14 protein-coding genes are annotated in these 12,242 nt (G+C 49.5%); 6 read left to right on the top strand and 8 right to left on the bottom strand.

Annotation, left to right across the window (positions count from 1 at the left end; genetic code table 11):
* Window positions 1–5 precede the first annotated feature (5 nt).
* The 6 genes from ACFQZR_RS06635 to ACFQZR_RS06610 all read right to left on the bottom strand — a co-directional run bounded on the left by ACFQZR_RS06635 (window position 6) and on the right by ACFQZR_RS06610 (window position 4,210).
* Complete coding sequence (locus ACFQZR_RS06635; protein WP_018754496.1) at window positions 6–314, bottom strand: antibiotic biosynthesis monooxygenase; 309 nt, start codon at window positions 312–314, stop codon at window positions 6–8.
* Window positions 315–416: 102 nt separating this feature from the next.
* Window positions 417–929, bottom strand: coding sequence for a hypothetical protein (locus ACFQZR_RS06630; protein ID WP_379344130.1), 513 nt, complete (start codon window positions 927–929; stop codon window positions 417–419).
* Between the two features lie 138 nt (window positions 930–1,067).
* The gene (locus ACFQZR_RS06625; protein ID WP_379344128.1) at window positions 1,068–2,300 is read right to left on the bottom strand and encodes a CynX/NimT family MFS transporter; all 1,233 of its coding nucleotides are present in this window, start codon (window positions 2,298–2,300) and stop codon (window positions 1,068–1,070) included.
* A 32-nt stretch (window positions 2,301–2,332) separates the two neighbouring features.
* Window positions 2,333–2,995: a FadR/GntR family transcriptional regulator gene (locus ACFQZR_RS06620; RefSeq protein ID WP_018754493.1), complete on the bottom strand. Its 663-nt coding sequence runs from the start codon at window positions 2,993–2,995 to the stop codon at window positions 2,333–2,335.
* A 138-nt stretch (window positions 2,996–3,133) separates the two neighbouring features.
* Window positions 3,134–3,949 (bottom strand): GNAT family N-acetyltransferase, encoded by an 816-nt coding sequence (locus ACFQZR_RS06615; protein ID WP_379344125.1) that lies wholly within the window; start codon window positions 3,947–3,949, stop codon window positions 3,134–3,136.
* Window positions 3,950–3,982: 33 nt separating this feature from the next.
* Window positions 3,983–4,210: a hypothetical protein gene (locus ACFQZR_RS06610; RefSeq protein ID WP_379344123.1), complete on the bottom strand. Its 228-nt coding sequence runs from the start codon at window positions 4,208–4,210 to the stop codon at window positions 3,983–3,985.
* Window positions 4,211–4,432: 222 nt separating this feature from the next.
* On the opposite strand from ACFQZR_RS06610, the gene ACFQZR_RS06605 reads away from it, so the two are divergent.
* Genes ACFQZR_RS06605 through ACFQZR_RS06595 form a run of 3 tightly spaced genes read left to right on the top strand, consistent with a single transcriptional unit; the run spans window position 4,433 to window position 7,718 of the window.
* Entirely contained in the window at window positions 4,433–5,965 is a 1,533-nt protein-coding gene (locus ACFQZR_RS06605) for an MDR family MFS transporter (protein ID WP_379344121.1), read from the top strand.
* A gap of 24 nt (window positions 5,966–5,989) precedes the next feature.
* Window positions 5,990–6,949, top strand: coding sequence for a helix-turn-helix transcriptional regulator (locus tag ACFQZR_RS06600; RefSeq protein ID WP_379344119.1), 960 nt, complete (start codon window positions 5,990–5,992; stop codon window positions 6,947–6,949).
* Between the two features lie 19 nt (window positions 6,950–6,968).
* Entirely contained in the window at window positions 6,969–7,718 is a 750-nt protein-coding gene (locus ACFQZR_RS06595; protein WP_379344117.1) for an SDR family NAD(P)-dependent oxidoreductase, read from the top strand.
* 6 nt (window positions 7,719–7,724) lie between these two features.
* Here ACFQZR_RS06595 and ACFQZR_RS06590 read toward each other — a convergent pair whose 3' ends face one another.
* A complete protein-coding gene (locus tag ACFQZR_RS06590; protein ID WP_379344916.1) occupies window positions 7,725–7,862 on the bottom strand; it encodes an AAC(3) family N-acetyltransferase in 138 nt (45 codons plus the stop codon).
* A 235-nt stretch (window positions 7,863–8,097) separates the two neighbouring features.
* Between ACFQZR_RS06590 and ACFQZR_RS06585 the strand changes: the two genes are divergently transcribed.
* From ACFQZR_RS06585 to ACFQZR_RS06575, 3 genes are read left to right on the top strand one after another with little or no spacing between them, the layout of a single operon-like run.
* The gene (locus ACFQZR_RS06585) at window positions 8,098–8,913 is read left to right on the top strand and encodes a TrmB family transcriptional regulator (RefSeq protein WP_379344115.1); all 816 of its coding nucleotides are present in this window, start codon (window positions 8,098–8,100) and stop codon (window positions 8,911–8,913) included.
* Window positions 8,914–8,946: 33 nt separating this feature from the next.
* Window positions 8,947–9,843: a sulfite exporter TauE/SafE family protein gene (locus ACFQZR_RS06580; RefSeq protein ID WP_379344113.1), complete on the top strand. Its 897-nt coding sequence runs from the start codon at window positions 8,947–8,949 to the stop codon at window positions 9,841–9,843.
* Between the two features lie 49 nt (window positions 9,844–9,892).
* On the top strand, window positions 9,893–10,885 hold the full coding sequence (locus ACFQZR_RS06575) for an ornithine cyclodeaminase family protein (RefSeq protein ID WP_379344111.1): 993 nt from the start codon (window positions 9,893–9,895) through the stop codon (window positions 10,883–10,885).
* A 115-nt stretch (window positions 10,886–11,000) separates the two neighbouring features.
* Here ACFQZR_RS06575 and ACFQZR_RS06570 read toward each other — a convergent pair whose 3' ends face one another.
* Window positions 11,001–11,819 carry an AAC(3) family N-acetyltransferase gene (locus tag ACFQZR_RS06570; RefSeq protein ID WP_379344109.1) on the bottom strand — a complete coding sequence of 273 codons (819 nt, stop codon included), beginning with the start codon at window positions 11,817–11,819 and terminating at the stop codon, window positions 11,001–11,003.
* Window positions 11,820–12,242: the final 423 nt, after the last annotated feature.

Genomic DNA, 12,242 nt, shown 5'->3' with positions numbered 1-12,242 from the left:
CTCTGTTATGCATTGTGACTAACAACCATCTGGTATTTATTCAGCGAAGCACCGAGCATGTATTCCTTACTATCCCCAGCACCGCGGTGAGATTCACGGAATGCCTCGCTGGATGTCCAGTTCTTGAACGCCTCTTCATTCTCCCACACGGTGCAGACCTTCAGTTCTTCTTCCCCTTCTTGTCCGGCACCGAGCCATGCTTCCATCCGTACAAAACCAGGCATCGCCTGTACACCTTTCGCTTGTGCGAATCGCTCTGCGATTTTACTGCCGAATCCTTCTTTGATCCGAATCGTATTCGTTACAACTAACATCTCTCTCGCCTCCGCAGTGAATGATTAGAGCTTATCGGCTGGCCCGATAGGTCCTTGAACCAGGATTTCCCTATCCATTCCATTATAACGAATGATCTAGCCTTAGAACAAATTGAAGAACCACTCGAACAAATCCCCGATAATCGGAATCAGACCGAACCCATGCGCACCAATCGCCACGATTCCAAAAGCCCATTCACCGATACTGACGACCCCCAGTGCTTTCTCGGCAATCGCAACCGCACCTAATGCCCATTCTCCGATCGCGACGGCGCCAACGGATATGCCGGAAGAAATCGCCACGGCGCCAGCCGCGAGCGAGCCACTCATTGCAACGGCTCCTAGTGCCAGCCAAATCCCGAGTGCAACAGCACCGAAGGACAGAATGCCAAAGCTAATTGCACCGCACGCGATTAGACCCACGGCAATGTCGCCAATCGCAATCAGGCCGATCGCAACCTTAGGACGCGGAGCAAATCCACTCCGGTGCTGATTCGCATTACTTCGGATACTAATCACTGGAAATTGCGGCGAAGGCCATTGGTAATCTATCTCTTGAAGGCCCCCGAACCGCCTCGTCACAAACGCCATCAAAGGATGCATCCATTGCATCATCTACTCATCCCACCTATTCTATCTCATAATCCGTCTTCAGTATTACTATTGTACAATCTTTTCTTAGGATTAGAATCAGACTGTAAAAGGAAAAAACCTCGGTCTAGAGACGGAGGTTTTTCATACCCTGTTATGATATCACGATGTCTTCTGCGGACGAACAGCTGTATCTGCCGTGCTGGATTGCGGCGCTGCCACAACATAGGCGTTCTGGCCCGCTCCGAAGCCAAGCACTGCGAATATCGCCACCATGACGAAAAGCGTGATATACGTGACTGTCCAGCTCTGGGTAAGATCATGGAGCAAGCCGAACAGCATCGGACCAATCGCAGCAATAAAATACCCTACGGACTGGGCCATGCCAGACATTTCTGCCGATTCCTGAACGGTACGTGTACGCAGTGCGAAGAACATGACCGCTAGGCTGAAGCCAGCTCCGCCGGCAATCCCGATCAGACTCGTACCTACGACACTGAGGATCAAGCCCCCCATAAGCAGTAATACGTATCCGATACCAAATCCCGCAGCTACGAGAAATGCAATAATCCGTTGGCTCTTCAATCGTGCTGCAATGATTGGCGTCAAGAAGGACGCCGGGAGACTCACGAGCTGCAGTAAGAACATCATCCAACCCGCAGATTCCGTACTCATCCCTTGGGCATGTAGAATTTCAGGGAGCCACGTAATATTCACGTAGAAGAAGAACGATTGGACCCCCATGAACAAGGTCACGTACCACGCAAGTCCTGAGCGCCACAGATTAATACGGGGGCCCTTGGCATGGTGGCTGCCTTGCTGCGGAACCTGCCGATGACGAAGCTGCGGCAACCAGGCGATCAACGCTATGACTGTAAGAACACCCCATATGGCTAGTGCTCCTCGCCATCCGAGGTTAGCGCCTTCCGCGAGCGGAATTGCAAGACCTGAAGCGATCGCTGCCCATAAATTCATAAAGGAAGAGTATATTCCCGTCATAAGCCCTACCTTTTTAGGAAAGTCTCGCTTAATCATCGTAGGGACGAGCACATTCCCGACAGCAATCGCAAGTCCCAATAAGGCCGTTCCGAGGAATAAGGAGAAAGCCGACGGCAAAGAACGAACGATAACGCCAATCATCAATACGAACAGACTGACGACTAATGTCAGTTCTATCCCTAACCGTCTTGCAATTGCTGGGACGAGTGGGGATAGAACGGCAAAGGCAATTAAGGTCAGCGTCGTGAGCAATCCGATAACCGTGCCGGATAGTCCCGTGTCCTCTCGAATCAATCCTACAACAGGACCGAGCCCTGTAATCGGTGCTCGCAGATTTGCAGCAACCAATAGAATACATACAAATAATAAGGTCAAATTTCTTGTGCGTGAACTCATATGAATACTCCTATCTCTGTATATCGAACGGTCTAAATGACACTTTCCGAAATTCGAAGTAAATGACGAAGGGTCGTAACAGCCGCTTCGGCATCCTGGTTAATAATGTGGTGAATCAACTGGGTGTGGACCTGTACATGCTGCTCTTCAATCTCCTCCTGTGTTGACTGATGAATCGTCGCCATCACAGCATCCGTCATATGTTCGTAGAGATCAATGAGAATGGTGTTATGCGTTGCAAGAACGATGGCTTTATGCAGTTCCATATCGACATCAATATAGTGCGACTTCCCTCTCGAATCCAAGTAATTCGCGAGACATTGCTTCAGATAGACGACGTCTTCCTCCGTCCGTCGTTCTGCTGCCAATCGTGCAGCTTCTTGTTCAAGGGCATACCGAACCTCAATAATTTCGATTAAATCGGCTTTCTTGAACCGTCGATTCAGCGCTGCACCTAGATCGCTCTTCGAGCATACATAGGTCCCATCTCCTTGCCGTGCCTCCAGCAATCCCGCGTGAATCAACGCTTTGACCGCTTCACGTACCGTATTGCGACTAACACCGAGCTGTTCTACCAGTTCCGGTTCGGCAGGAATTCGCTGCCCTACAGGCCACGCTCCAGATTGAATCAATTGATCCAACTGCGCTGCGATCTGTTCGGTTAATGTGACACGAGTGGCTTTCTGTAATTTCAATCGAATACCTCCAAACATAGGATGATTGGTTCTATGTTCAAAATTAACACAAATTTAAACCTTTGACAATGAAAAGAAACGCCCCCCGTCCATCATCGGATGGAAGAAAGGCGTTTAGCCAAGACAAGTTCACTCTTTCTATTCCCTTATAAAATCGATCTCCTGAATCCTCCCGCTCACTCGGAATCCAATATGCTGATAGACTCGGTTTGAATCCGGATTCGCCCCGTCCGCGTACAAAATCGGGGTACGTCCTTCCTCCAAAATAATGCGGCACACCTGTGCGACGAGCGCACTCGCATACCCTTTCTTTCGGTGCGCCAGTGGCGTGCAGACGGCATTAATTCGCGCATGCCGCGGTGTGCGACTCGCAATATTGGCCATAGAAACAGGTATACCGTCTACCATCCAGACATACAGATTGCCCGAACGAATGAGATGATCCGCTTCTTGCATGCGAGAAGCAAGTTCAACCGTCTCCCCGTAGGCATCGTAAGCGAACTCTACGAGAAAACGTGCAACATCCATTAAGTCCCGTACCGTTGCCTCTTGAATCGCTCCTGCTACTCCCTCAGGCAGGATGGGAACCTCGCATTGATACGCTTGCAGCTCCATCCGAGGCTGAAAAGTTATCGCATGCTTGGCAGCATATAGCCTTGCAAACAAATGGACGACATCCGGATCTCCCGCAAAGCCCGGAACCCGCTGTTCCCCTAATCGATCACATAGTTCCCGCAGTCGCTCTTCCCGATCCCGGCCTTGAACCTGCGCACTCATCCAGATCCATCCTCGATAGCCTGGCGTCTGTGCATACATGACTTGCCCATCCTGCGACTTGTAACAGATCGCATCTTCCCCGCTAACAATGGTATGTATCAAGGTATACTGCACTTCATCCTGGATAAAAGGAATCGATCGCAGCACCTCATCCTGTGGACCCCATGTTTCGTACATCTTCAATCGACCCCCGATATATGATGTGATCTCTTACAGAAACTCATTACCGCCTTGATCTCCACGATTGAGATCATCGCGTCTGGTGCGTCTCTTCTCCGCAATCTGCAAATCAAGCAATTCAATCCCCCGTTTGGCCAATCGAATGAGTAGAATGAGCAAATAGATCCCTAACCCAAGCAACCCCACATTAACAAGAAACATCAAGATGGGAATGATCCCGAAAATAACACCACCCGCAGCAGATCCACTCGTCATCATGCTATGACCTCCACCTTTCCTATTCTGGATTGCTTAACATTGTACTTGGAAAATTAGGATATGACTACCTAAAATGTGGAATTAGAGAAATAACTTGCGTAGATCCAGAAAGAATTAAAAAAATTTGTTCAGAAACCCTGACAGACAGATGTCAACAATAGTTGGGTATGATGGGTTCAAATACGGTTCACCCGTTACCATAACCGAAAGGATTGAAATTGTATGAATACGAAGCGCAACAAAGTAGGGGTTATTATAGCAGGGCTGCTGCTCGCGATCCTGATGGCCTCGATGGATAACACCATCGTCGCCACCGCCATGGGAACGATTGTCGGCGAGATGGGCGGACTCGACAAATTCGTCTGGGTCACAACCGCTTATATGGTCGCTGAGATGGCAGGCATGCCCATCTTCGGTAAGCTCTCCGATATGTATGGACGCAAACGATTCTTCATCTTCGGGATTATCGTCTTTATGATCGGTTCCGCCTTATGCGGAACCGCTGAATCGATCACACAGCTAAGTCTGTACCGTGCTGTTCAAGGGATTGGCGCAGGCGCGATGGTATCCATCGCATTCACGATCATGTTCGATATTGTTCCACCAGAGAATCGAGGCAAAATGACAGGCATGTTCGGCGCTCTATTCGGCTTATCGAGTGTCGTCGCTCCGATGCTGGGCGGATTTATTACGGATCACTTGCATTGGGAATGGATTTTCTACATTAATCTGCCGCTTGGTCTCGTTGCGTTCCTCTTGGTCTTGATCTTCTACAAAGAATCCACAGTACATGCCAAGCAAAGCATCGATTTTCTCGGGGCGTTACTCTTAATTGGGGCTGTCATCTGCCTCATGCTTGGGTTAGAGCTCGGCGGCAAAGAGTACGCATGGGGCTCCCCACAAATCCTTGGCTTATTCGCAGGGTTCGTTGTTTTTACCGTATTGCTTGTATTCGTCGAGAAAAGAGCTGTTGAACCCATCATCTCTTTTCGCATGTTCCAGAATCGTCTCTATACAACCAGCAATATGATCGCGATATTCAGCGGTGCTGCGTACATGTCTGCAGCCATGTTCATTCCCATATACATTCAAGGTGTACTTGGAGGAACAGCATCCAACTCCGGACTCGTGCTGCTCCCGATGATGATCGGTTCAGTCGTTACGGCGACCATTGGTGGATTCCTAATGGCCAAATTACCTTATCGGACCATCTTAATTCCGCCGCTCTTCATCCTCATTGCGGGGTTAGCTCTACTAACAGGACTGACGATGGATTCACCACGCGTTCTCATTACGACCTATATGGTTCTCGTCGGCCTTGGCGTCGGGACATCCTTCTCGGTACTAAGTAGTTCAGCCATCCACTCGTTCCCAGCCACACAACGCGGCGCAGCGAGTTCAACACTGAACTTCAACCGCTCACTTGGTATGACGCTTGGGATTACGATATTCGGTATCATCCAGAATCATCTGCTCACGAGCAAGCTGACCCAAACGTTTGCGAGCAAAGGAGCAACACAGATGCCTGCAGATTTTAACTACAATGACCCTTACGTCCTGCTAAATCCAGCACTCAGCAAGTCCATCGATGGGAATACGCTAAGCACCATCAAGTTGGGATTAACGGATTCAATCATCTCAACCTTCACGTGGAGCCTCGTTCCCGCCGTCCTTGCGCTGATCGCAGCCTTCTTCATGAGTAGAGAGAAGCTGGATCCATCCCCGGAGGAAGACGGATACGCGACTACACATTAATTCTGTACAAATGGAGGAAAAGACATGAAGCTCGAGCGACTGATGGCCATTACGATTCTGCTGCTCAATCGAAAACGGGTTCAAGCCCAAGAATTGGCTGATCGAATGGAGGTATCGCTGCGTACAATTTACCGCGATTTGGAATCGCTCAATCTCGCAGGAATCCCTATCATATCGTATACAGGCGCAGAAGGCGGTTATGAGATCATGGATAGCTTCCGCTTGGATCGGCAGATGCTGTCCTTGGATGAGCTCATTGCTCTGTCTACCGCGATCCGCGGTCTTCAATCAACACAGGCGGTTCACCATTCCCACATGGACCGCCTGCTCGATAAAGTCGGCGCACTGGTCTCGCAAGCGGAACAAGGGCGCCTAACTGAGCGGGACCAACTCATCGTCGATTTCACGCCTTGGCGGAAGAGTGAGGTGGAACGTGCCAAATACGAAGCATTGCAGCAGGCTATCCGTGAGACCAAACTGATTCAGTTCGGCTATACCGATGGTCAAGGAGAAGAAACGCAGCGTTGCGTTGAACCGATTGGTCTCGTGCTCAAGCGGTACACCTGGTATCTTCATGGCTATTGCCTGACCCGGGAGGATTACCGGACATTCCGGCTCTCTCGCATTCATCATCTTCAAATCCGTCCCGACACGTATGACCGAAGAGATGTAGCGCTTGCGAAGCTTAATGAACGGATGGATGCGCAGCTGCGGGCGGATCGCCATGAACAGACTTGTCACCTTGTCCTGGAATTCTCTGGTGACGCCAAGGTAGCGGCTGTGGATCATTTCGATGAGCAGGACATTGAACGCCTTCCCTCAGGATCACTGCTTGTGCGCACCACTGTTCCGCGTCAGAAATGGCTGATCGGCTTCTTGCTCCACTTCAAGACGGATGTCATTGTGCGCGAACCTGCTGATTTGGCTGTGGAAGTGAAGAAAGCCGCGCTCGAAATCGCGGCGATGTATTCATCATTCAAATGACGGAAGGAAGGGAATCAACATGATGCTTCAAGGGAAAGTAGCCATCGTAACCGGAGGTTCGCGAGGTATTGGACGCGCAGCATCCTTGCTGCTCGCTGAACGGGGGGCGAAGGTCGTCGTCAATTATGAATCAAACGTCGCGGCTGCTGAAGAAGTGGTAGCCGCAATTCGTACCGTCGGCGGGGAAGCCATTGCTATTCAAGCGGATGTTCGCGAGGCAGATCAAGTCTTGAAGCTTGTCGCCGCCGCGAAGCAATCCTTTGGCCGTATTGATATTCTGGTCAGCAACGCCAGTATGGCTTTTGAAGCCAAAGCGTTTGCCGAGCTATCCTGGGAGTCATTCGCTGCTAAATTCCATAGTGAATTACAGGCGGCATTCGTGACGACCCAAGCCGTCATTCCTTATATGATGGAGCAGAAGTTCGGACGGATCATTTATATATCCAGCACACTGGGCAAAGACCCCTCGCCCTGCATGATTTCACATGGAACGGCAAAAGGTGCTCTCGATACGTTCTCTACCTACATTGCCCAAGAATTCGGACCCTATGGCATCTCAGCTAATGTCGTTGCACCCGGCCTTGTAAACACAGAGGCTACGGCGTTTTTGTCAGCGCAAGAGAAGAACGTGATCAGCGGATTTACGCCGCTAGGGCGCGTAGCCGATCCGGAAGATGTCGCGAGCGTTATCGCATTCCTGGCCAGCGATGATGCTTGCTTCTTGACAGGGACCTATACCCCTGTGACCGGTGGATTGTCGATGGAATGATAGCAATTAAGCGTATAGATACCACGGGTAAATCCCCGGATCAAAGGCTGGCATATGAGCGTAGATCCCCTCTGTCCATGCCTTTGGCACAAGGGGATTCTCCCACGCCGCAGGTCCCGAGATTTGGCCGCTATGCGCAGGCATGATTAGCAGTAAATCCAACTTGCGTAGGTTACACGTTACCCCTACCTACGTAAGTGAACACAACATTCCTTTCTATTTTATGTCTAACTCGTGAATTTGTTTGTGAAAATATGTACAAAGTCGTCTGAATGCTATATAGTAGTTCTTGAGGGTAGCTACTATCAATTGCAAGTCATCAATAATCATGTGAATTAAATCACAAATACAGTTGTATTTTGAAAAGGAGGGGGCTCGCTTGGAGAGAGTCATTCAGTTGCTAAAATTGTTCCACTTCACGGAGTCTGAAACGAAGGTGTATATTGCCCTATTGAAAAATGGCGCGGGTACGGGATACGAGATTAGCAAATGGTCCTCCGTCCCCCGCTCCAAGGTGTACAACACGTTAGAAATACTTATGGAGAAGGGCTGCGCTGTCGTATCCAAGCAGACCAATCCGGTAAATTACAGTGCCGTTCCCATCGAGGAGTTGATCAACAACATCAGAACTAACGTCGAAGAGGATCTGGCCGAAGTTCAGAAAGAGCTGACAAGCTATAACCAGACGATGGATCTGGAGACATTATGGTACATACGCGGGTATAGCAATATTTTCAATAAATGCCGGCATTTGCTGGAGGAAGCGAAATCAGACGTTTACATCCAAGTGTGGAGAGAAGATTTACCTTATATTCTCGAAGAGCTGCAGGCTGTGGAGAAAAGACTTGCGCAGACTGTCATCATTCTGTACAGCACAGACCATGATTATGATGTACCGCTTCATTATTACTACAGACATGGATTTGAAGAGGCGAAGCTCGAAGAGAGCGGCGGCAGATGGATTAACCTTGTTATTGATTCCAAAGAAGTACTCTTTGGACACATTCAGAATGATAAGAATGCCGAAGTGATCTGGACTCAAAGTCTCCCGATGGTATTCCTGACCAAGGAAAACATTAGCCACGATGCTTACTGCCTCAAGCTAATTGATGCCCTCGATGAAGATGCGAGAAAGCAGTTCGGCAAGGAGTTACAAGGAATACGAAGTATATTCAAACCCCATGACAATATATAACTCTCATAACAATAAGAAAGAAGGCCGAACCTTATGTCAGTAACAGCTATCATAATAACGCTAATCGTCATCATTAATGTGATTTTTGCTTTTCGCTTCGTCTTTGACGTCATCAAGCATAAGGAAGAAATCCGGAAAGAGCCCGGAAACGGTTTTATGCTGGCAATCTCGTCGACTGTTATTTTCTTCTTCTCGACCTTTGGTGTCTCGGACTTTGCGATTTCGTCGATATTGTATCGAAAAACAAAGCTAGTAACGGACAAGAAGCTGCCAGGAACTTTAAATACGCAGTGCGTGATTCCCGTCGCTGTCATGGCGCTGGCCTTCATTTCAGTAATTAATGTAGATATACTCACATTGGCAGTGTGTATCATCGCTCAAATTATCGGGGCATATATTGGACCACGATTTGTCGTGAAATTATCGCCGACTGTGATCCGCAGATTTATCGGAGCTGGGCTGGTCATCGCTACCTTCTTCATCCTAGCAGGTAAATTCGGCCTCATCCCTTCGGGCGGAACAGCGACCGGCTTAACTGGTTCGAAGCTCGTTATCGCGGCGGTTTGTCTATTCATCTATGGAGCGCTTAACAATATTGGCATCGGCTCGTATGCTCTAACGATGGTAACCGTATACGCCTTGGGTCTGAATCCTGCTATTGCATTTCCAATCATGATGGGTGCGGCTACCTTCTCGGTGCCGATCGGCAGCATGCAGTTCATTAAATATGGTGAATACGGCCGCAAAATTACGCTGTTCACTTCGACCTTTGGTGTGATTGGGGTGCTGGTAGCTGTATACCTTGTCAAAGGCCTAGACGTATCGATGCTCCAATGGATCGTTGCCGCAATACTTCTTTATAGCGGCGCAAGCATGCTTATTGCCGAGTTCAGAAAAAAAGAGGAACATCTGCAGGAAGCGACGGCTTAAAAAGCGGCTTACTGTCAAATATCAAAATACTTACTACGAGGTGCTTACCATGCTGATGATATCCAAAGAACATACAAAACAGATATTTACGATGAAGGAAGCGATTGAAGCTGCCAAACTGGCGCTGAACATGTATTCTGCAGGTAGCTGCAATGTACCGCTCCGCGTTAATATTGATATGCCGAAACAGCAAGGACAGAGCCTCTTCATGCCGGCCTTCGTGGAACCGCTGGAGGCTGCAGGGATTAAAATCGTATCGGTGTTTCCTAACAATATTGAACTCGGTAAATCTTCGGTTCCGGCTCAAATGATTGTACTCGACGGTAAGACTGGCGAAGTCTGCGCCATCATAGACGGAACATATTTAACACAGCTGAGAACGGGCGCCGTGCAAGGTGCGGCAACCGACCTGCTCGCCCGTAAGGATGCAAAAACCGCGGTGCTCATTGGTACAGGCGGACAAGCCGGTACGCAATTGGAGGCCATGCTGAATGTACGAGAACTGGAGGAGGTTCGCGTATATGACGTAAATATCGACCGGGCACGCGCTTTTACAGATCAGATGCGGAATCAATTTGCAGACACTTTCCATACCCGGATCGTAGTTGCTGAGGATCTGAACGCAGCGCTTTCGAACGCAGACATTGTTACGGCAGTAACGACATCGCCGCGTCCGGTATTTGACGGCACATGCATAAAGGCAGGCGCTCACATTAACGGCGTTGGCGCCTATACACCACAAATGCAGGAGCTCCCTGAGGAAATTGTTAAGCGCGCGGATACGATCGTTTTCGATACGATTGAAGGGGTTTTGGCTGAGGCAGGAGATATAATCATCCCGTTGGAGAAAGGAATCATAAGCCGGCAGGATATCGCGGGTGAATTAGGACAAGTACTGCTTGGCCAGATAAAGGGCCGTGAACGCGAGGAAGACATCACGCTCTTCAAAACCGTAGGCACTGCAGTGCTAGATGTAGTAACCGCACAGATGATTTACCGTAAAGCGCTGGAGATGGGTGTAGGGATTGAAGTTACGATCTAATTGCACAATAGCGAGAATTTGATTACAGGGACAAACCCTTAACAACGAAGAGATCATGCAGACAAATCCCCTATGATGCTGGAGGGCAAAATCATAGGGGATTTCAATGTCAAATCTAACTCTCCGAGAATCGATGCTTCGAGAGCCACTCGAATGCGAACGCCACAGCCGGATTTGCCGACAACAGCTTGCAATCCGCGTTCGCAACCTTCCCATTCGCGACTTCACCGTCTGCAGCTTCATAATCCGCACCGAGCTGCGCAAAGTCATCCGAATCATAGTCATAATCTTCGAACCACTTCCATACGCGCTGTCCTTCCTCCATGATCGCTGCGCCCATCTCCTTCCTTGGCATGGCTGGATGCAGCGCCTCCGCCAAGTGAAGTGTCGTGCAGGAGTCGAAGCCGACACCGAGAAGAAGAATTTTAGCGTTATACGCCACGAGCTTACCGAGCGGTGAAGCCGTTCCGAACTGCGGCGTCAATGGATGATCCTCGGTGATTCCCTTAGCTAGCGGCCCTCGCGCCGAGAAAGAAACTTGCGGATGATTCGAGCGCAGTGTGCCCGGTATCGTCCGGAATAGTTCGGCAATGGCCCCCATCCCGAGAGTCGGCGTGATTCCTGGGTCAAAGGCTGGCATATGAGCGTAGATCTCCTCTATCCATCCCTTTGGCACAGGAGGATTCTCCCACGCCGCAGGATCCGAGATTTGACCGCTATGCGCAGGCATGATTAGCGTTCCTGACGGCCCGAGCACCTCCTGCAGCGCAAGAATAACGGCATGTGCGCCCCCACAAACCCAACCCATGCTGGACAATGAGGAATGAACCAGTAAGACATCTCCTTCCTGTACGCCGAGGCGAATCAAATCTTGTGATAATGATGCAACCGTCACGGGGGACGGTGTAGATTCAATAATTGATAATTCACTCATGATAATTCCTCCACATTGCAGGCCTACTCTCTTCTGCCAGCCTAAGCGGCATAAGGATAGGCGCAAACTATACTAACTATTCTACCTTAACCCAAGCATGTTCCATAGTGTATAAAACGGACGTGCCAATGAACTCCCACTTTGTCCTATGTTGGATTCTATACAGGATAGAAAGCCGGTATCGGCTATGTAGCCAACCTATGTTGGAATTTCGCAGCATAGATCGCCAGAATCGACGCATTAGGGCCCATTGCCCCTCAAAAAAGTGGATGGAATCCAACATAGCGCACGTAATTCGTCATTCCGAGCCAAAGTTAATGCAAATATCCATCATAACCCTACTGATGGGCCTCAGGGCTGGCAAAGGGGTGGACGGGAGCAAGCGTGTATCCACACACAAAAACCTTGCCACGTTCGCGTGAG

This window comes from Paenibacillus sp. GCM10027629, from assembly GCF_042676425.1.
GTDB classification, from domain to species: Bacteria; Bacillota; Bacilli; order Paenibacillales; family Paenibacillaceae; genus Paenibacillus_K; species Paenibacillus_K terrigena.
Note: the sequence above shows the minus strand (reverse complement) of the source record. Positions and strands in the feature narration are given on the sequence as shown.